Below are 21,142 nucleotides of genomic sequence, written 5' to 3'. Positions count from 1 at the left end.
TGTAACAACCGCTAAAATCAATAATTAAGATAATGGATTTTTCTTTTTATATCTTGCATATAAAACTTTATATAAACTAAAATTATATGCAAATAAAGTAATCTGAAATTTTCGTAAATTAGGGATAAACTCACATTTCATTACATCTAAAATACGCTTTCTTGCAAAAGCTCGTGTTTTATCAACTATCGTTTGATCTGAATAATTTGAATTGAGCATCATATTAATAAATACAATTTCCCAAGTAATTTTAGCAACCGCCAAATCAGATTCAATATCAGGATGATGCTTAGTTATTTCATCATATTGTTCATTAATAGCCTCATAAAGGTCATAGGTTTTTTTAGAGAAAGCTGAATGGCCAATAGAGCCTGCCCTTTTAAAATAAAAATATTTTGGAATAGGATTAAAAATAATAGTTTCTGCTAATTCGATAACTTTATAAATAGTAAGTTGATCTTCAAATAAACGACCTTCTGGAAATCTTACATCTTTCCACAAACTCGTTTTATACAATTTTCCCCATGCACAAGGAGTAAGATAATTATTAAAGAGGAAACTACGTAAGGCATCTTTTTTTGAAAGAATTTGTCTTTCAGCAAGGTTTGTATTTAATACTAAGTTACCATTTGAAAATGCTTGATAACAACTAGTTCCTGTTATATCTGCATGATATTCAATCATATCGTTATATAATTGAGAAATTATATCATGAGCAATCCAGTCATCACTATCTAAGAAAAATACATATTCTCCCTTCATAACTTCAATTCCAGCATTTCTTGCTGAGGATAGCCCACCATTTTGTTTATGAATTACCTGAATATTTTCATACTTCTCGGAAAACTCATCACACACTTGCGAAGACCCATCAGTTGCACCATCATCAACTAAAATAATCTCAAGATTAGAATATGATTGTTCTAAGACACTATTTATACATTTTTCAAGATAAGGCTTAACATTATAGATAGGAATAATAATACTAATTAATGGTAAATCATTTTTCATTACGAGATTTCTCTAAATAAAGTGTATCATATGCCCCTAAACGATTATTAAAGGCGTCTTTAATAGCCATATAAGCAAATGATAAATATTGCTTTTTATTATTAAATAAACATAGAATTTTAATAAATTTATAAGCTATTGTTTTTACCATAAAAAAACTCTTTTTATGTAAAACACACCAAAGCAGATTTCTAATTTGATAGTAATACCTTACTGGAGAAGCTACTCCAACGCCAATTGTTTTTCCTTTTATTTTAAATAACGTTAGCGTTTCCGCTGGAGCATGTTTCAGTATTGCTTTATTACATTGAATCGTTTTATATCCTAATGTATAAATTCTAAAGAAATATTCCCAATCAACCACATCTAAGAACAGATCATTATCAAAAAAACCAATTACATCAAATTTATCAGCAAAGAACATAGAACCTGATTGCATAGTAATTTTTATTTGTTCAAATTCTTCTTTACTTGTTCGATTAAATCCCCTGTCTGTAATATAAACTGGGGATAATGCTCCTATCTGATCTATAGGATAATTACTTATATAATGTGAATATACATCCACTAGATTAGTAGCAAAAGAACTATCTTGATCCATAGTAATGATATATTCATATCCTAATTCTTTGGACTTTTCTACTCCTATATTTAGTGCATAGGCAATACCCGTATTTTTATACAATGGTATATAAATTAAGTCTTCTGAAAGGGAAGAAAATAATTGAGAATTATCTACATTTGAATTATCAACTACAATCACTTTTCCCACATAACTAATATAGCTTTTGAGATTGTCAAGCACCGAATTATCGGGGTTATAACAAACAACAATGCAACTAAATTTTTCTTTCATTATTTATTCTCTGATAATTTGATAAAAAGTTTTTCTAAACTATTTACCATTTTTTGAGCATTAAATTTCTCTTGAATAAGTATGTTTGAGGCTTCAATAAACTTAGCTACAGTTTTAGGCTCATTTCTTAATCTATTAGACTTATTAACCGCCTCCTTAAGATCGCCTTCAACAATAGTAAAGCCATTAACTTCATTCTGAATAAGATCGTTAATACCACCAATATTACTTACTAATGTAGGTTTTTCATATAACATATACTCACAGACTGAAAGACATAGTCCTTCCCATTTTGAAAATAATACCGCTTGGTCAAATAAATTTAAGTAACTTTCAGGATTAGTTACCCAACCCGTAATATAGAAAGCATCATTCAAGTTATTACGTTCTAAATACTCTTCTAACTGCTTTCGCTGTTCGCCGTCACCAACTAAAATAAAATAAGTATTCGGATGTTGTTTAAGAATCTCTTTTGCAAACTGAGCAAAAAACATTGGATTTTTTTGTTCACTTATACGCCCAATCATTCCGATGACATATTTATTATCTAAACTAGGTATTGTTGCTATATCTGTTTTTCTTGTCGTTTCAATACCGTTATATATAAGACAACATTTCTTCTCTGAAATACCGATTGAACGTGCTGCCTCATACTCCGATTTTGAAATTAGAACAAACTTATCGGTTAAGAAAGCTAAACCACCTTCGATAATCTTATAAAAAGTTTTCTTTAGCTTAGATACATTCATCTTAAATGACCAACCATGAGGGTTATAAATTACTTTACATCTCATTCCAATGGCAGCTAAACGTCCAATAACACCAGCAAATGAACTATGTAAATAAAAAATATCCGGTCTTTCTTTTTTTAAGATATTTCTAATTTTTATAACATTAGAGATCAATTTAATTGGTGAAAATGATTGTTCAATATTTAATATATACCGTTTATCTTGAGCTTCCGCCACCTCCCAAGCACCTATAGGTAAGATATATATATTTTCAAATGAATCTTTATCGATGTACTTATCATATAACTCTAAATATCGACCGACACCGCCAAGAACCTGACTAAAATGTAATATCTTATGCTTCATTATTATCCCTATATTTTATTACCTGAATAGTCTAAGCACTTCAGTAAATTGGATCATCAAAAGGCACATAAAGAGGTTAATATTCCTCTTCATACCTCATAATTAGCTCTTCTTATTTCTCACTAATACAGAAATCAAAACAGTGAATAAACTCAGCAACAATCCTACCAAGAAACCTATAACTAAAATAATTCCTTTTTTAGGCGCATCTTTGATAACAGGATATGTCGGAGATGAGACATAACTATAAGTTTGTCCTACTACTTTCTCTACTTTAGGCAATAAAGTATTTAACTTTAAAAGTTGCTCCTGAATTTGATAATATCTTGGCGAATATACAATTTCTTTAGTTTTCGCAATATCTAATTGTGCTTGCAGATTTTTCTCACCAAGCATAAACAAATAGGTTCCATCTGCTAATTTAGAGTCTGATAACAGAATTTTTGTATCACTTACCGCTAAATTAGCGACAGAACTATTTGATGACAATGCAGAACTATACTCTTTAATACCTGCTTTTTTTGCCATTTCAAGTGCAGTTTCTAAGTTTTGAATCTGAACTTTTCGTTGAATACGCTGATCTTGCTCTATCCTTTCTTTCTCATAATTTAGGCTAGATATGCTCTCTTTTATCCAGTAAATAAATTCATTTTTACTGAAATTAAAAGAAGTATCACTAATATGACGAATGAAGTCATTCAATGTAGTTTGTGCAGATAATGCTGTATCAGACGAAATCGCAATCTTACTACCTAAAGCATTTGGGTCTTTCTTAACATCCGGCTTTGTCACTTTCAGCGATTCTGTTGCAAATTCAGAAATCGCTCTTTGTGAAGTCGCTTCACTTTCCGTTTCTGAAAGTTTTTTATAAGTATCCGTTGTTTTAAAAAAAGAGATTGCCTCATCATAAGAAAGCACGTAACGACCAAAAAGATCACTAAGTTCATTACGAATATCATTCTCTTTAAACTCCGAACCCATAATTAAATTATATTCTTTTCGTAACGATAAATATTCAGAGATATCCGTCACTCTAGGGGTAATTACCTCTGCTTGGGAGGTCCATTTTTCTTTCGCCGTAAAAGAATAAACTGCAGCCAATGCTGTAAAAATAAAGGTAACAACAGCAATGAGTAATTTTTTCTTCCAAAGCACACGAACTAATTCAATAAGATCAATTTCCTCATTAATTTGGTGTGCCTTTTGTTTAAATGTTTCCATGAAGTTTTCTCAAAATAATAGCTAATATTAACTGTATATTATATGAAAAAGCCTATGCTTAAGCAAAGAATGTTATTGATGCAAAGCTAATATTGGGGGATAATACTCAGAATTTTTAGATTCAAACTGAGAATAAAAAATGAACGATATTCAAATCCCTCTTATCTTTACTGATGCTGCGGCGAAAAAAGTTAAGAGTTTAATTGAGGGCGAAGATAACCCGAATCTTCGTTTACGAGTGTATATTACGGGGGGCGGTTGTAGTGGTTTCCAATATGGATTTACCTTTGATGACCAAGTAAATGAAGGTGATTTAACGATTGAGAACCAAAACGTTGGTTTAGTGGTTGACCCGATGAGTTTACAATACTTAATCGGTGGTACTGTAGATTATACCGAAGGTTTGGACGGTTCCCGTTTCGTAGTACAAAATCCGAATGCAAGTTCAACTTGTGGCTGTGGTTCCTCTTTCAGTATTTGAAAGATTTTTGTAAAAAAGACCGCTTGTTTGCGATGTTTCATCCAACAAGCGGTCTTTTTTTATTTAGAATTTACCCTATCCTAAGAAAATCCCTAAACTGAATAATAAATTGGTAATCAAAGCCAATCCTGCCATTTGTCCTAAAATCGGACGTAGTTCAATCGGGTCTTTGTGGCAATAGACAAATAGGCCGTGTTTAGCAAGTAATGGGACGGCAAGTAAAAATAAGTAGCTATACCAATGCTGAAATTCACTCATTGCAAAAATCAGATAAGAAACGACCGCGAGTACCAATAGCATCACGTGATAAATTCGTCCGTTTTGACTGCCGATACGTACAATTAAGGTATTTTTCCCAGCTTGTTTGTCTTGATTAATATCACGTAAATTATTGATATTTAAGACGGCAACCGATAATAAACCGCATCCAAAGGCAGGAACAAAAATCATCGCTGGAATACTATGGGCTTGTAAGTAGAATGTACCGATTATTGCCACAAAACCAAAGAAAATCAGTACGAATAAATCGCCTAAACCTAAATAACCATAGGCTTTTTTGCCGACCGTATAAGTAATTGCTGCCACGATCGAAATAACACCTAAGCTAATAAACACAACCAGATCTTGAATAGATTGATAGGCATAAACCGTCAGTCCTACACCGGCAATAAAAGATAAAATACTGAGTAAAATAACCGCATTTTTTAACTGACTACCCGTAATTGCACCATGTTGAATCGCACGCAGCGGCCCAATTCGTTCTTTAGTATCAGATCCTTTCACGTGATCGCCATAATCATTCGCAAAATTAGATAAAATTTGTAATAAAATGGTGGTAATAAAGGCAAGCAATGTAGTAATCAAATCGAAATGCCCAGCCCAGTATGCCAATGCCGAACCAACAATAATAGAAGCTAAAGCTAAAGGTAATGTTCTCGGTCGTGCAGTGATGAACCAAATCGAAAAAGCGGAATGTTTATCCATTAATTAATCTCTTCCTGTTTTAACTAAAAATTTAAATTTTTTACTATACCCAATACTCTTAGATAAAAGTGTGTGTCATATAAATTTTACCACAATCCTTTGTTATTCTGCGTATGGAGAACCTAAGGATTAGATCTTAACCACCGTAAGTTTGATAAAAATTAAAAGGATTAAGCCTAACATCTAGATTACGCTTAATCCTTATCCTATTAATTTAACTGGTCACTCTTCAAATTTTAGATCCCATCACCATAAGTCCCTTCTATATCTTCAAAATATTGGTTCATATCAAAAGCCGGTTTTTGTACGGAAGATTGTCCGATAATACGAGCTGGCACACCTGCAGCGGTTGCGTGATCCGGTACCGGTTGTAACACAACCGAATTCGCCCCGATTTTCGAATAACGTCCAATCTCAATATTACCTAAGATTTTTGCACCGGCGCCAATCATCACCCCTTCACGGATTTTCGGGTGACGATCACCGTGTTCTTTACCCGTACCACCAAGCGTTACGCCTTGTAAAATTGATACATCATTTTCAATTACTGCCGTTTCACCAACTACAATACCAGTTGCGTGGTCAAACATAATGCCGCAGCCTAATCTTGCTGCCGGGTGAATATCCACATCAAACGCTACTGAGATTTCATTTTGTAGGTAAATTGCCAAAGCCTTACGACCTTGTTGCCAAAGATAATGTGTCACACGATAACTTTGGATAGCATGGTATCCTTTTAAATATAACAGCGGAGTTGTCCATTTATCTACAGCAGGATCTCGAGTACGAACCGCATCAATATCACAGGCAGCACTAGCAATAATTTGAGGATTAGCCTGGTAGGCTTCTTCAATAATTTCTTTTAACGCAATCGCTGGCATAATTGGGTTAGCCAGTTTATTGGCTAAGATATAACTCAGTGAGCCCCCTAAATTACTATGCTTTAAAATAGTCGCATGGAAAAAGCTGGCAAGCATCGGCTCACTATCAACCAATTCCTGTGCTTCTTCTCGGATATTCTGCCAAATTTGATTAAGTTCGCTTTCGTTCATATAAAACCTCTTTATTCGCCTTTGCGTTCACGCCCTAATAAGGTTGCAACAACATCATGTGCATTTTTACCACAGAATAGCATTTGGTAGATCTGTTCGACAATAGGCATTTCAACCCCTTGGGTTTGAGCCAGTAAATACGCCTCTTTGGTATTGTAAAAACCTTCTACCACTTGCCCGATCTCCGCCATGGCTTCCTCAGCAGATTTTCCTTGCCCGAGCATTAGACCGAAACGGCGGTTACGCGATTGATTATCAGTACAGGTTAACACTAAATCGCCTAGTCCAGCCATTCCCATAAAAGTATTGGCATTTGCACCCAATGATGCACCTAAACGGCTAATTTCAGCTACACCACGGGTGATAAGTGCTGTGCGTGCATTTGCACCGAAGCCCATTCCATCAGAAATACCAGCTCCAATGGCAATTACATTCTTAATCGCACCGCCTAATTGTACGCCAATCATATCGCTATTCAAATAAACACGGAAAGCCTTAGAACAATGGATACGCTGCTGCATTTCATCAGAAAATTGGTGGTCATTTGAAGCTAAAGTGATTGCTGTCGGTAAACCTTGTGCTAACTCTTTTGCAAAAGTCGGGCCGGAAAGCACCGCTAGCGGATATTGAGTGCCAAGAATTTCTTCAGCGACCGTTTGTAATAATCTTCCGGTATTACGTTCCAGCCCTTTTGTTGCCCACATAATGCGATGATGGGCATTCAATAAGGGACGAATTTGCATTAATACATCAGCAAATACATGGCTTGGCACTACAATTAAGATATCCTGTGCTTTTGCTAGAGCCTCTGTCAAATCACTTTCAATGTCTAAGGCTTCAGGAAATTCAATACCCGGTAAAAAGGCATTATTCATACGCTCAGTCGCTAAAACTGCCATTTTATCCGGCTGATGTCCCCATAAATAGGTTTTATGACCATTACGGGCAAGTGCAATTGCAAGTGCCGTACCATAAGAACCTGCACCTAAAACCGTAACGGGGGCGGAATACATTTCACTCATTAATAGTATTATCCTTTAAGATGAAAGATTTTAAGATTGGTATTCAATCGGCTGATAAAAATAGAAAGGCTCAATATACCACTTGATATAAATCCGTCAATTGCGGCTCATTCAGCTATGCAAATTTTAGTTTGAAAGGAAATAAAAAGAAAAGGTATGCAGATCAGATCTCGCATACCTTTAAAAAGATTAGTTTACTGTTGGTGCTTCTGCGTTTTGCTCTGCTTCTTGGCGTTGTAAGTAATCCATAAACAAGGCATCGAAGTTTACTGGTGATAAATTCAATGCTGGGAATGTACCACGGTTCACTAAGCTAGCGATTAACTCACGAGCGTAAGGATAAAGCACATTAGGACATTGTGATGCTAAACAATGTGCTAATTGAATACCTTCTAAACCTTTGATAGTGAAGACACCCGCTTGTTTTACTTCGCAAATAAATGCGGTATCACCGCTGTCTTCTAATGTAGTTGAAACATTAATATGTAAGACTACTTCATAAAGATCTTCATCTAATTGTTTAGTTTCAGTATCAAGCTCGAAGCCTAACTGCGGTTTCCACTCTTGATGAAAAATAGTTGGTAAATTCGGTGCTTCAAACGAAACATCTTTGATATAAATACGTTGAATTTGAAGTTCAAATTGTGATTGCTCTTCTTCTTGAGCTACTGCTTGATTTTCTTCAGCCATAATATTTCCTTTAATTGACCTAATTATTTGTGTTTCTTAACGGTTGGAAGATTTGCCGAACGCCAGCCTAAAATACCTTCTTTTAGTACATAAACTTTACTAAAACCTTGTTTGGCAAGTAAATCCGCACTTGAACCGGCAGAGAAACCATTGCTATCGACTAAAATGACCGGACGATCTTTATATTTATCGATAGTATGAATATTTTTAGCTTTAATTTCGCTAGGTAAAATATGGTGGCTATCTACAATATGACCCGAGTAGAACTCATCTTCTGAACGTAAATCTAGGAATACACCGTCTTCTTTATTTACAAGGTGAGTAGCCTGTGCGTGTTCAATTGTTTTAAATTTACTGGTAGCGCCTTTATAGAGGCTAAATAATACTGCAACAAACACCGCAATCCATGCAAAAATCAGAATCGGGTGAGCGCTAACAAATTGTTGAAGTTGTTGAGTAAAGGTTAAATCCATAACTAAATTCTCTTTAAATTAAAATAAAAGCGGTTATTTTTAGAGAAATTTTTGCAAACTTATTCCTAAAATCAACCGCTTATAAAATGCTAATGAAAAGCTCCCCGAAACAGAGAGCTTTAGATTTGAGAATTAGCCCTGAGCTTGTTGAGCCATTACTTCATCGAAAGAAGTTGCTTTTTCAGTGACTTTCGCTTTTGCAAGTACTGCTTCAACAGCTTGTTCTTCTAATACCACGTTACGGATATTTTCGGTTAATTGACGGTTTTTCGCGTAGTGAGCAACAACTTCTGCCGGTTGTTCGTAAGCTGAAGCGATTTCTGCGATCGTTTCTTCAACACGTTTTTCATCAACTTTTAATTCGTTAGTACCGATTACAGTTGAAAGTAATAAACCTACTTGAACACGACGTTTTGCATCTGCTTCAAATAATTCAGCCGGTAATTGTGCAGCCATTTCAGGTTTACCACCGAAACGTTGAACCGCTTGACGGCGTAATACATCAACTTCTTCCGCTACCGCTGCAGCTGGCACTTCAATTTCGTTTTGTGCGATTAAACCGTTGATTACTTGGTTTTTAACACGTGCAGTTACCGCATTTTTAAGTTCACGTTGCATATTTTTCTTAATTTCTGCACGTAAATCTTCTACCGTTTTTGCTGAACCGAATTTTTTCACAAATTCTTCAGTTAATTCAGGTAATACGATGTTTTCTACTTTCTTAAGTGTGATTGCGAATTTCGCCGCTTTACCTTTTAAGTTTTCAGCGTGATATTCTTCAGGGAAAGTAACATCGATATCGAATTGTTCGCCAGCTTTGTGACCAACGATACCTTCTTCAAAACCAGGGATCATACGACCTTGACCCATTGCTAAAGTGAAGTCTGTCGCTTTACCGCCTTCAAACTCTTCACCGTCAACAGAACCAACGAAGTCGATTACAACACGGTCTTCCGCTTGTGCAGCTTCTTGTGATTCCGTCCAAGTTGCTTGTTGTTTACGTAAAACATCGATCATTTTGTCTAAATCAGCTTCTGTGATTTCTACAACCGGTTTTTCAACTTCGATGTTTTCTAAGCCTTTTAATTCAACTTCCGGGAACACTTCAAAAGTTGCAGTAAAGCTAAATTCTTGGCCTGGTTGGTAGTTGTTAGGTGTAAATGTAGGACGACCTGCAAGATTGATTTTCTCAGCGATTACTGCATCAAAGAATGCACGTTGCATTTCATCAGATAATACATCTTGGCGAGCCGCTAAACCGAAACGTTGTTCGATAATTGCGTGTGGTACTTTACCTTTACGGAAACCATCTACACGAGCATTTTTCGCATAGCCTTTTAATTGCTCTTTATAAGCTGCTTCGATTTTATCTGCAGCTACAGTAATAGTTACGCGGCGTTGTAAGCCTTCTAAAGTTTCAATAGAAATTGACATTCTTAAACCTCAAGTTGGGGGTATATAAAAGATATAAAAATAGACTTCCATTGTAACGTTATGTCAATGGGCTGTCGAGGAATATTGAGCGGAACATCGCCAAATGATGGCGAACAAATGAAAAAATCAGCAAAATTTACCGAACAAACGGTGCGATTTTACTGATTTTTTATAATAACGAGCGTCACGCTTTCTTTTCTAAAAGATTATAAACCTTTTGGAATACGGATTTTTTGACCTGGGAAGATTTTGTTTTCGTCTTTGATCACTTCTTTATTTGCTTCAACGATTGCTTTATATTTCGCACCGTTACCGTATGCTTTAGTTGCGATTTCCCATAAAGTATCGCCTTTTTCAATCACATAAAACTCATCATCGCCGGCAATTTGTTCACCGTTAGCAATCTCAACACCGTCGATTTTCACTTCTGAAATCCCTTCGATATTACCTGCCATTAATACCGCTTTTTCTACCGCTGCTGCTGTTGCTGCAATACCGGTTAAATTCGCTACACCGTTTTCAACGGTTACTTGTACATTTTCAACGCCCGGATTATCTTCGTTTAAATGTTCCGTTACGGCTTGTGATGCCTCTTCTTCTTTGTTAAAAAGTTTTTTGCCGATATTCGCTGCAAAATCAAATAAACCCATAGTAAAGTCCTCTAAAAATTAGGTCTAATAAAAGCTATATTTTACATCATTGTCTGATGATTGAAATAGCCGAATCGTTGCGTTAGATATACATTGAAAAAATAAGTTCAATTCTCAGGAATGATAAAAATCAGCATTATTTTGACTGAATATGTAAAAAAATAAATAAAACTGACCGCTTACATTTCAAATTTTCTTCATTTTCAGATAAAATCTTAACCTTTTTGTATTCTTCTCTCTTCAAGGCTAGTCAATGAAACAAGTTAAATTTTACCTATTGAGTCAGACAGGGCAGGAAACTCTTTCCGCTACTGAAGCAATGGCGTGCGATTTAGCCGCTAATGCGTGGCGTTTAGGAAAACGGGTACTTATTGCTTGTGAAACCGAACAGCAGGCCTTGAATATTGACGAAGCCTTATGGGCAAGAGATCCGGACTCATTTGTGCCACATAATCTATCCGGCGAAGTGACGCAATATGCCACGCCGATAGAAATTGCTTGGAAAGGAAAACGCAATGCACAACGACGAGATTTATTAATTTCCTTACAAACAACTGTGCCGGATTTTATCAATAGTTTTAATCAGATTATTGATTTTGTACCATCAGATGAAGCAGAAAAAGCCCAAGCTCGAGAACGTTATAAGCAATATCGTCAACTAGGCTGGCAATTAACAACGGAACAGGCATAAATGTGGATTAATAAAACATTTACAGACTTATCAACGCTTGAATTATTTGAAATTTATAAACTGCGTACTGAAGTTTTTGTGGTAGAACAAAATTGTCCTTATCAGGAAGTGGATAATTTAGATCTGATCGCTACACATTTGTTTGCAAAAAATTGTGAAAATCTAACCGCTTATGCCCGTATTATTCCTAATCAAGATTATGTCCAAATCGGTCGAGTTTTGGTAGCAAAAGAATACCGTGGTTCAGGTTTAGCTCGTGAATTGATGTTACAAGCGGTCGAAATTGCTAGCTCATATGATCAGCCAATCAAAATTCAGGCACAGGCATATTTACAATCTTTTTATGAATCGCTCGGTTTTATAGCTATCTCGGATATATACTTAGAAGACGGTATTCCACATTTAGATATGCAGTTGGTTTGTTGTTAAAATGGATATTTTTTACTTTCTTACCGTTATACTGCTATTAGTCGCTATAGTCTGTGTATATCGCTATACAGACAAAGAAAAAATGTATTTTCGTTTTGATGGTGAAGCTATTTTCGAGATTAATTATCACGATTATATTAATCACTACCAACTGTTTGAGCAATTTAGCCGACAGCTGAGTGAATATTTAGAACAATATATACAAAAACGCCTAAACGAACAGCGAATTGTGTATAAAAACTTACAGTTGAGTGCAAAAGTTGAATGTGATGTCGTGGTGATTACTTGCTACCTCAATGCTGACAAACGTAAATATCTCGATATACAACAAGAAATCTTACTCTCGGATAAACTGACCGAACAAATTCAAAGGTTCTATCAACAAACCATAACAGAGCAAGAGGAATATAGTTCATTACTGCAATTAAAATAGCGAGCTAGATTTCGGGGTACAAGCGGTCAGATTTCCGCAAAAATCTACAAATTTTGGAGAAAGAAAATGACCAAAATTGAACAAATTAGAGAACAACAACGCCAACTGCAAATTCAATTTAAAGCGTGGATGGATGATAAGAAAAAGCGTGAGGTGCTAACATTTAAACGTCCAAATGGTGATATCGTTGATCATTATCCAGACGGTACAGAAATAGTCATTGAATATGCAAAAGCAAAATAATCTAGCGATTTTTTATTGCGGTACAAATGGAGCTGGCAAAACAACCTTGCGTGGTTTTAACAAAGATACCGTACAAATTGTAATTGATTCAGACCATATCGCAATGCAAATTAGCCCTGAAAATCCCCGTGCAGTGGATAGCCAAGCTGGTAGGAAAGCGATTGAGTTATTTAAGTTTGCGATTAGTCAGCAAATTTCGTTTTCTATGGAATCTACCCTATCAGGTAATTCCATTTTGCAACGAATCAAAACTGCGAAAGAAAACGGTTTTTTTGTGCGGTTAAATTATGTTGGTGTTGATGGTGTTTCTATTAACATCAAGAGAGTAAAAGCGAGAGTTGCAAGTGGCGGGCATTTTATTGATGAGGAAACTATCCGAAATCGATACAACATCAGCTTACAGAATTTAACCAAAATCGTACCGCTTTGCGATGAAGTGTTTATCTACGATAATTCAGGAGAAGCTCCGAACCTAGTTTTTCACCTTAGTGAAAATGAATTAACGCAATGGGTTGATGAATTGCCGAAGTGGTGTGAAGAAGTCAAAACAGCATTGGAAAGTCCTAGCATGTACTAAGAGTTAAGCATAGTTCAGCCCCGCTAGGGCTGAGAATTTTAAGCTGTTTCGGCGATTTACTGGAAAAACAGCATACCTCATTGGAATATGGTGTTGGACAAATCTCCCCTATCCCCTCTTTACTAAAGAGGGGGACTAGTTTAGAGAAAGAATAGCGATCTCCACATTGCCACAAGGCAACTCCCCTCTTTAGCAAAGAGGGGTTGGGGGAGATTTGAAAACCGAGCTACAGAGTAGCTCATTCAGCCAAAGGCTGATCGTAACCACGTACGGCTTGCCGTGCGTGGATTACGAGCGGTTGGATTTCTGCAAAAATTTGCAATTCCAAATGCTAACGCTCGTCTCCTGATGGGTACTATCGGAGTTTCAATAAATAAGAGGTAACATAGAGTCTATCGGAGAATTATATGAATAAACCATCTCTTTTATCTTACTTTAATTCTGCAGCATTAATTTTTTTATTATGTTCTCACTTTGGTTTAATCGAACCTAAAAATTGGCTATATAATTTCTCACAATCATCAGGAGTAAAGATTATAACGCCAATACAAGAAGTTAAAAACACTTTAGAATTATATAAAAAAGACTTGGAAAATTTGCAAAACAATACTTCTAAATATGCTTTAAAATCAGAGCTCACTAGTGTAACTAATAATTTACAATCAAAGTTAGATACAAATATATTAGATATCAAAAATGTAATTAAAGAAAATCAGCAGTCGATAAGAGCAATGCAGGGACAAACTAACATATCAAGGGAAATCAAGTATTGGCAAAATAAATACGACAATAATAGCTGTAACTCTAGTTATCAGGTTAATTCTAATTTGTGTATAGAGTTAAGAAACAGAATTAGTAATGTACAACAAAAACTATCATATTAAATAAGAGTAAAACAATGACCCAAAACCTCCAAATGGCAGACCGTTTCGATGCGTCTGCAGTAGAACAAGCACTTTATAAACACTGGGAAGAACAGGGCTATTTTAAGCCGACTGAGAATCCTAACGTTCCAAGTTACTGTATCGCAATTCCACCGCCGAATGTAACCGGTTCATTGCATATGGGGCACGCTTTCCAACAAACGTTAATGGATACTTTAATCCGTTTTAACCGTATGGAAGGTAATAACACCCTTTGGCAAACCGGTACAGACCATGCGGGTATTGCAACCCAAATGGTGGTAGAGCGTAAAATCGCAGCGGAAGAAGGCAAAACTCGCCACGATTATGGACGTGAAGCTTTCATTAATAAAATTTGGGATTGGAAAGCGTATTCAGGCGGCACAATCAGCCAACAAATGCGCCGTTTAGGTAACTCAATCGACTGGGATCGTGAACGTTTCACCATGGACGAAGGTTTATCGAATGCGGTAAAAGAAGTGTTCGTTCGTTTACACGAAGAAGGCTTAATTTATCGTGGTAAACGCCTTGTAAACTGGGATCCAAAACTTCACACCGCGATTTCAGATTTAGAGGTGGAAAACAAAGAGAGCAAAGGCTCGCTTTGGCATTTCCGCTATCCGTTAGCAAACGGTGCGAAAACTACAGACGGTAAAGATTATTTAGTGGTAGCAACTACTCGTCCTGAAACCGTGCTAGGTGATACGGCGGTGGCGGTTCACCCTGAAGACGAGCGTTATCAATCATTAATCGGTAAAACGGTGGTATTACCGCTTGCAAACCGTGAAATCCCAATCGTGGCGGACGATTACGTTGATCGTGAATTTGGTACGGGTGTAGTAAAAATTACCCCAGCACACGATTTCAACGACTACGAAGTAGGTAAACGTCACAGCTTGCCAATGGTAAACGTGATGACGATGAATGCGGATATTCGTGCGGAAGCGGAAATTATCGGTACTGACGGTAAACCACTAACGACTTACGAAGCGACAATCCCTGCGGACTATCAAGGTTTAGAGCGTTTCGCTGCACGTAAAAAAGTGGTGGTGGATTTTGAAGCGTTAGGTTTATTAGATGAAATCAAACCGCACGATTTGAAAGTGCCTTACGGCGATCGTGGTGGTGTGCCAATCGAGCCAATGCTGACCGACCAATGGTATGTGAGCGTGAAACCACTTGCGGAAGTAGCAACTAAAGCGGTAGAAGATGGCGAAATCCAATTCGTACCGAAACAATACGAAAACCTTTACTTCTCTTGGATGCGTGATATTCAAGACTGGTGTATCTCTCGTCAATTATGGTGGGGACATCGTATTCCTGCATGGTATGACGAAGCAGGTAATGTGTATGTAGCACGCAACGAAGAAGAAGTGCGTCAAAAACACAACTTACCAGCAGATCTTGCATTACGCCAAGACGAAGACGTGTTAGATACTTGGTTCTCATCAGGTTTATGGACGTTCTCAACTTTAGGCTGGCCAGAGCAAACCAAAGAGCTGAAAATGTTCCACCCGACCGATGTGTTAATTACAGGTTTCGACATTATCTTCTTCTGGGTTGCTCGTATGATTATGTTCACAATGCACTTTGTGAAAGATGAAAACGGCAAACCGCAAGTTCCGTTCAAAACCGTATATGTAACCGGTTTGATTCGTGATGAGCAAGGTCAAAAAATGTCGAAATCGAAGGGTAACGTACTTGACCCGATCGATATGATTGACGGTATCTCACTTGAAGATTTACTCGAAAAACGTACTGGCAATATGATGCAACCACAACTTGCAGAGAAAATTGCTAAAGCAACTCGCAAAGAGTTTGAAAACGGCATCGCTGCACACGGTACGGACGCATTACGTTTCACTTTAGCTGCATTAGCAAGTAACGGTCGTGATATCAACTGGGATATGAAACGTTTAGAGGGCTACCGCAACTTCTGTAATAAATTATGGAATGCAAGTCGTTTCGTATTAACTAATGATAAATTAGATTTATCAGCAGGCGAAGTGGAATACAGTTTGGCGGATCGCTGGATTGAATCAGCATTTAATCGCACAGTTGGTACATTCCGTGAGGCATTAAGCCAATATCGTTTCGACTTAGCAGCAAATGCAATTTACGACTTCACGTGGAACGAGTTCTGCGACTGGTATTTAGAATTAACCAAACCAGTATTTGCAAATGGTACCGAAGCGCAAAAACGTGGCACAAGCCAAACGCTTGTGCGTGTGCTTGAAAAATTATTACGTTTAGCTCACCCAATTATGCCGTTCATTACCGAAGAAATTTGGCAGAAAGTAAAAGGCTTTGCAGGTATTAATGCGGATACGATTATGTTACAACCGTTCCCGAAAGTGGTGGAAAGCGAGTTAGACGAAGTTGCAGAAATGCAAATCGGCTGGATTAAAGAGTTAATCATCGCTGTGCGTAACATTCGTGCGGAAAGCAATATTGCACCGAGCAAAGGCTTAGAATTCCTTGTTCGCAACGTATCTGACGAGCAACGCAAAATTCTTGCGGAAAACGACCGCTTGTTAAAAGCAATGGCGAAATTAGATAGCGTACAAGTACTAAGTACGGACGAAACTGCACCACTTTCAGTAGCGAAATTAGTGGGTAACGTGGAAGTGCTAATCCCAATGGCTGGCTTTATCAACAAAGAAGCAGAGTTAGCTCGATTAACCAAAGAGATCGAGAAAATGCGTGGTGAAATCACTCGCATTGAAAACAAACTCAGCAACGAAGCCTTTGTGGCAAAAGCACCGGAAGCGGTAATCACTAAAGAACGTGAAAAAATGCAAGAGTACCAAAATGGTTTAGAGAAACTTCAAACGCAATACCAAGCGATTGAAAATCTTTAATCGAAGTAAGTAGTAAAAAAGCGGTCAAATTTGACCGCTTTTTTATCGGATTACATCCATTACCTAAAAAGAAAGCCCGCAATTCGAACTGCGGGCGTTTTACTTTGGTTCGGAGATACCTTAGCAAGAATTATTTAGTTTCAACTGCTTGTTTTACTTCAGTTGCTTTTTCTTTTACAGCTTCGGCTGCTGATTCAACTTTAGTTGTTGCTGCATCTTTTATTTCTGTCGCCTTAGTTGCTGCAGCATCTTTTGCTTCAGTTGCTTTATCCGCTACTGCTTTCGCTGCATCTTGTGTTGCAGTCTTTGCTTCTTCAACTTTTGCTGCTGCTGCATCTTTCATTTCTGTCGCTTTAGTTGCTACTGCATCTTTTGCTTCAGTTGCTTTGTCCGCTACTGCTTTCGCTGCATCTTGTGTTGCAGTTTTTGCTGCTTCAACTTTAGCCACTGCTGCATCTTTCATTTCTACCGCTTTAGTTGCTACTGCATCTTTTGCTTCAGTTGCTTTGTCCGCTACTGCTTTCGCTGCATCTTGTGTTGCAGTTTTTGCTGCTTCAGCTTTAGCCGCTGCTGCATCTTTCATTTCTGTCGCTTTAGTTGCTACTGCATCTTTTGCTTCAGTTGCTTTGTCTGCTACCGCTTTCGCTGCATCTTGTGTTGCAGTTTTTGCTTCTTGAGCTTTAGCTGCTACTGCATCTTTTGCTTGGTTTGCTTGATCACAAGCAGCTAAAGTTAATGTTGCACCTAATACTAACGCTAATAGAGATTTTTTCATTTGTGTTTCCTTATGTAAAAAATAAATGATGTCTGCTTTTAATTAAGCAAACATATATTCTTTAGAGTATGCTTTATTAAATAAGTTTCCAAAAATATTTCTTTTTGATTAAAAAAAAGCCAATTGAAACATCAATTGGCTTTCGATTCAAAATATTAAACGTTATTCATTATCTATACTTGCAACACGTGGAGCTGAATGAACATGGCTCACTGCACTAGAATGCCCGCCAAACCCTTTTCCATAGAAATAATATTTGGATTGTGTCCATTCTGTTACCGTTGCCATTTCTAACACTCTATCCGGTGCAGAAGCGACCGTCATTGCTGACTTAGTATGTGCTACACGAGAAAATGTACCTAAATTACCATTAAAACTGTACTCACTTTGGTAATTCGATACCGGCACTTTAATTACTTCTACATTAATACCTTCAACAGCAGGAGCTGGTGTCGCTTTAGCTTGGTATTTTTGTACTCGTTCATTCTTTTCTTTAACAAGATCACGATCAGAATGTTGTGACACAAAGCCACCTAGCGGAGCAACATGTTTTGCCATTGCTTTTTCGACTAATTGCTCATCCGCTTGTTCACTTTCTTCAGCGTGATGATGTAAACGCTCTTTATTTTCTTTCACTAAATCACGATCGGAAGATTGTTTAATAAAGCCGACAATCGGTGCAACAGAACTTGCATTATCCTCAATATTCATTTCGATAGCAGGTTCAGTTACCGCCTCGCTAGTTTGTTGTTCGAGCATTTCATCTACCGATAAGAAACGCAGTTTTTCTTCCGCTTTGCTATTCGATTTGCTAGTTGATGCTGGTTCGCTAAATTTCACCCAAATCTTACCGCTTGCCATTTCCGGAGAAGCAACAGCTGCCGCTAAAGGCATTGCCGCAACCGCGTTCTCTTTACGATTATTGTTTTCACGGCGACGTTGGTTACCAACACGAAGATGACGAGGAAGACGACGTTGACGCCCGTTTTCACGTACGTCTTGGCGATCTTCAGCCACTAACGGTTGTTCAGATTGTGTAATAAGCGGTTGAATTTGCTCTACAGTTTGAACTTTTTCTTCCACGACTTGAGCAGTAACAGCCGTATTTTCCACGTTGTCCACACGCACTTTTTTACGTAAATCACGACGCTGGCGACGCTCCGTCACTGCGGTTTCTTTATTGTTTGAACGTGATTCCGCTTGAGCCTCTTGCCCACCAGCCACTTCTTCAACTACTTGGCGACGAGCTTTTTTCGCTTCCACACGTTCTTGATTACGTTCCTGACGTTGTGCTTTTTGCTCTTCCTGTTGTTGCTGTGTCTGTTTACGCTCTTGGCGTTCCGCACGATTTGCTCGTTCGCGACGATTTCGGCGATCACGTTGGTTACGAGATTTCGGCTTCGGTTTCTCTTCAACTTGTTCTTCTGATGCAAAGAAACTTTTCACCTTCTCAATCAAACGGCTAAGTAATGACGGTTTAGCCGGCTCCACCGGTGTCGGCGCCGGTTGAAGATTTAGCTCGCTACTTTGTAATACAGATTCAACGGTAATTACCGGTTCATTACGTGTCACTAATGCTTCTTCTGAAACCGTATGAATATTCATTTGAGCATCTTCTTCGTGAGTATGATAGTGCTTCGCTAAATCGTAGCTAAGTGTCGGTAATACTTCATTTTCACGTAAACGGTATACGCTGAAATGTGGTGTTTCCATACTCTCGGTTGGTACAACAATCACTTGTACATCGTGACGTTTTTCGATGCTTGAAATTGCTTTACGTTTTTCATTGAGTAAATAAGACGCAATTTGCACCGGCACGATAGTATGAACTTGTGCAGTATTTTCTTTAATCGCTTCCTCTTCTAATAAACGTAAAATGGAAAGTGCAATCGATTCGTTATCACGCACTTTACCCGTACCTTGACAGCGAGGGCAAACGTGGCTTGATGCTTCGCTGAGTGATGGACTTAAACGCTGACGGCTCATTTCTAATAAACCGAAACGTGAAATACGACCGAACTGAATACGCGCACGGTCTTGGCGTGTCGCTTCACGGATACGGTTTTCCACTTCACGTTGGTGGCGCACCGGAGTCATATCGATAAAGTCGATGACAATCAAACCACCTAAGTCACGTAAACGTAATTGACGAGCAATCTCGTCCGCCGCTTCTAAGTTGGTATTTAACGCAGTCTCTTCGATATCACCTCCACGGGTTGAGCGTGATGAGTTAATATCAATCGCCGTTAATGCTTCAGTTACGTCAATCACGATTGAACCGCCTGACGGTAAACGCACTTCACGTTGGAACGCCGATTCGATTTGTGATTCGATTTGATAATGGCTGAATAACGGCACTTCACCTTCATATAGACGTACTCGATTGATGAAATCTGGACGCACTAGACGAATATGGTTTTTCGCTTTTTCGAAGATTTTTTTGTTATCAATTAAGATTTCACCGATATCACGGCGGAGATAATCACGGATCGCACGAACAATCACATCACTTTCTTGATGGATAAGGAATGGAGCCGGACGAGATTCCGCAGCTTTTTTAATTGCCTCCCAATGGTGTAACAACACTTTTAAGTCCCATTGAAGCTCTTCTGGCGATTTGCCTACACCAGCAGTACGCACGATTAAACCTACGTCTTCCGGTACATCTAGACAATCTAACGCTTCTTTTAACTCTAAGCGCTCATCACCTTCAATACGGCGAGAAATCCCACCGGCACGTGGATTATTTGGCATTAAAACTAAATAACTACCAGCTAGTGAGATAAAAGTGGTCAATGCCGCACCTTTGTTACCACGCTCTTCTTTATTCACTTGGACAATAACTTCTTGCCCTTCTTTGATAATATCTTTGATATTCGGGCGACCGTTGAATACATAATCCGCAGGAAAGTATTCACGTGAAATTTCTTTTAAAGGAAGGAAACCGTGACGCTCTGCACCGTAATCAACGAAAGCGGCTTCAAGACTTGGCTCAACACGGGTGATTTTCCCCTTGTAGATATTCGATTTTTTTTGCTCGTGTCCTGGGCTTTCGATATCTAAATCGAACAAACGTTGCCCATCAACGAGTGCAACTCGCAACTCTTCTTTTTGAGTCGCATTGATTAACATTCTTTTCATTGTGTTTTCTCATTATTCATTTTTTACTTTTAAATTACCGCCCGATTCAATTTACTTTTGGGTGTAAATTACACGACTAAATGAAATCCTTTATATAAAACGGAATACCTTTGTATTCC

At 37.8% G+C, this 21,142-nt stretch carries 21 protein-coding genes; 8 read left to right on the top strand and 13 right to left on the bottom strand.

Features of this window, described 5'->3' with window-relative positions; translation table 11 throughout:
• Positions 1-24: 24 nt before the first annotated feature.
• The 4 genes from NYR60_RS08835 to NYR60_RS08820 all read right to left on the bottom strand — a co-directional run bounded on the left by NYR60_RS08835 (position 25) and on the right by NYR60_RS08820 (position 4,185).
• The gene (locus NYR60_RS08835; protein WP_279466807.1) at positions 25-1,011 is read right to left on the bottom strand and encodes a glycosyltransferase family 2 protein; all 987 of its coding nucleotides are present in this window, start codon (positions 1,009-1,011) and stop codon (positions 25-27) included.
• Positions 1,001-1,867, bottom strand: coding sequence for a glycosyltransferase (locus tag NYR60_RS08830; RefSeq protein WP_279466805.1), 867 nt, complete (start codon positions 1,865-1,867; stop codon positions 1,001-1,003). The genes NYR60_RS08835 and NYR60_RS08830 overlap by 11 nt, the downstream gene beginning before the upstream one ends.
• Entirely contained in the window at positions 1,867-2,964 is a 1,098-nt protein-coding gene (locus NYR60_RS08825; RefSeq protein WP_279466804.1) for a glycosyltransferase, read from the bottom strand. Before NYR60_RS08825 ends, NYR60_RS08830 begins: the two co-directional genes overlap by 1 nt.
• 102 nt (positions 2,965-3,066) lie before the next feature.
• Positions 3,067-4,185: an LPS O-antigen chain length determinant protein WzzB gene (locus tag NYR60_RS08820; RefSeq protein WP_279466803.1), complete on the bottom strand. Its 1,119-nt coding sequence runs from the start codon at positions 4,183-4,185 to the stop codon at positions 3,067-3,069.
• Between the two features lie 139 nt (positions 4,186-4,324).
• On the opposite strand from NYR60_RS08820, the gene erpA reads away from it, so the two are divergent.
• Complete coding sequence (gene erpA, locus NYR60_RS08815; protein ID WP_279441991.1) at positions 4,325-4,666, top strand: iron-sulfur cluster insertion protein ErpA; 342 nt, start codon at positions 4,325-4,327, stop codon at positions 4,664-4,666.
• Between the two features lie 75 nt (positions 4,667-4,741).
• On the opposite strand, the gene NYR60_RS08810 is transcribed toward erpA, so the two are convergent.
• The 7 genes from NYR60_RS08810 to lysM all read right to left on the bottom strand — a co-directional run bounded on the left by NYR60_RS08810 (position 4,742) and on the right by lysM (position 10,971).
• Positions 4,742-5,650 carry a 1,4-dihydroxy-2-naphthoate polyprenyltransferase gene (locus tag NYR60_RS08810; protein WP_279466801.1) on the bottom strand — a complete coding sequence of 303 codons (909 nt, stop codon included), beginning with the start codon at positions 5,648-5,650 and terminating at the stop codon, positions 4,742-4,744.
• Between the two features lie 236 nt (positions 5,651-5,886).
• Positions 5,887-6,702, bottom strand: coding sequence for a serine O-acetyltransferase (gene cysE / locus NYR60_RS08805; RefSeq protein ID WP_039195600.1), 816 nt, complete (start codon positions 6,700-6,702; stop codon positions 5,887-5,889).
• Between the two features lie 11 nt (positions 6,703-6,713).
• Complete coding sequence (gene gpsA / locus NYR60_RS08800; protein ID WP_279466799.1) at positions 6,714-7,724, bottom strand: NAD(P)H-dependent glycerol-3-phosphate dehydrogenase; 1,011 nt, start codon at positions 7,722-7,724, stop codon at positions 6,714-6,716.
• A gap of 189 nt (positions 7,725-7,913) precedes the next feature.
• Complete coding sequence (gene secB / locus NYR60_RS08795) at positions 7,914-8,414, bottom strand: protein-export chaperone SecB (RefSeq protein WP_279466797.1); 501 nt, start codon at positions 8,412-8,414, stop codon at positions 7,914-7,916.
• Positions 8,415-8,437: 23 nt separating this feature from the next.
• Positions 8,438-8,887: a rhodanese-like domain-containing protein gene (locus tag NYR60_RS08790; RefSeq protein ID WP_279466794.1), complete on the bottom strand. Its 450-nt coding sequence runs from the start codon at positions 8,885-8,887 to the stop codon at positions 8,438-8,440.
• A 132-nt stretch (positions 8,888-9,019) separates the two neighbouring features.
• Positions 9,020-10,321, bottom strand: a complete 1,302-nt coding sequence (gene tig / locus NYR60_RS08785; RefSeq protein ID WP_279466793.1) for a trigger factor — start codon at positions 10,319-10,321, stop codon at positions 9,020-9,022.
• A gap of 206 nt (positions 10,322-10,527) precedes the next feature.
• Positions 10,528-10,971, bottom strand: a complete 444-nt coding sequence (gene lysM, locus NYR60_RS08780; protein ID WP_279445715.1) for a peptidoglycan-binding protein LysM — start codon at positions 10,969-10,971, stop codon at positions 10,528-10,530.
• Positions 10,972-11,224: 253 nt separating this feature from the next.
• Here lysM and NYR60_RS08775 point away from each other — a divergent pair, with 253 nt between their 5' ends.
• The 7 genes from NYR60_RS08775 (at position 11,225) to NYR60_RS08745 (ending at position 17,107) form a co-directional block, all read left to right on the top strand.
• Entirely contained in the window at positions 11,225-11,662 is a 438-nt protein-coding gene (locus tag NYR60_RS08775) for a DNA polymerase III subunit chi (RefSeq protein ID WP_279466792.1), read from the top strand.
• Complete coding sequence (locus tag NYR60_RS08770) at positions 11,663-12,091, top strand: GNAT family N-acetyltransferase (protein ID WP_279466791.1); 429 nt, start codon at positions 11,663-11,665, stop codon at positions 12,089-12,091. It abuts the gene before it with no gap.
• Positions 12,092-12,173: 82 nt separating this feature from the next.
• Complete coding sequence (locus tag NYR60_RS08765) at positions 12,174-12,524, top strand: hypothetical protein (protein ID WP_279466789.1); 351 nt, start codon at positions 12,174-12,176, stop codon at positions 12,522-12,524.
• 66 nt (positions 12,525-12,590) lie between these two features.
• Positions 12,591-12,767, top strand: a complete 177-nt coding sequence (locus tag NYR60_RS08760) for a hypothetical protein (protein WP_279466788.1) — start codon at positions 12,591-12,593, stop codon at positions 12,765-12,767.
• Positions 12,751-13,344: a zeta toxin family protein gene (locus NYR60_RS08755; protein ID WP_279466787.1), complete on the top strand. Its 594-nt coding sequence runs from the start codon at positions 12,751-12,753 to the stop codon at positions 13,342-13,344. The genes NYR60_RS08760 and NYR60_RS08755 overlap by 17 nt, the downstream gene beginning before the upstream one ends.
• Positions 13,345-13,751: 407 nt before the next feature.
• Positions 13,752-14,228, top strand: a complete 477-nt coding sequence (locus tag NYR60_RS08750; protein ID WP_005619261.1) for a hypothetical protein — start codon at positions 13,752-13,754, stop codon at positions 14,226-14,228.
• Positions 14,229-14,242: 14 nt separating this feature from the next.
• Complete coding sequence (locus NYR60_RS08745; RefSeq protein WP_279466784.1) at positions 14,243-17,107, top strand: valine--tRNA ligase; 2,865 nt, start codon at positions 14,243-14,245, stop codon at positions 17,105-17,107.
• 130 nt (positions 17,108-17,237) lie between these two features.
• Here NYR60_RS08745 and NYR60_RS08740 read toward each other — a convergent pair whose 3' ends face one another.
• Entirely contained in the window at positions 17,238-17,882 is a 645-nt protein-coding gene (locus tag NYR60_RS08740) for a histone H1 family protein (protein WP_279466782.1), read from the bottom strand.
• A 162-nt stretch (positions 17,883-18,044) separates the two neighbouring features.
• Positions 18,045-21,023: a ribonuclease E gene (rne, locus tag NYR60_RS08735; RefSeq protein ID WP_279466780.1), complete on the bottom strand. Its 2,979-nt coding sequence runs from the start codon at positions 21,021-21,023 to the stop codon at positions 18,045-18,047.
• Positions 21,024-21,142 lie beyond the last annotated feature (119 nt).

The organism is Actinobacillus genomosp. 2 (assembly GCF_029773605.1).
Lineage (GTDB): Bacteria > Pseudomonadota > Gammaproteobacteria > Enterobacterales > Pasteurellaceae > Actinobacillus.
Note: the sequence above shows the minus strand (reverse complement) of the source record. Positions and strands in the feature narration are given on the sequence as shown.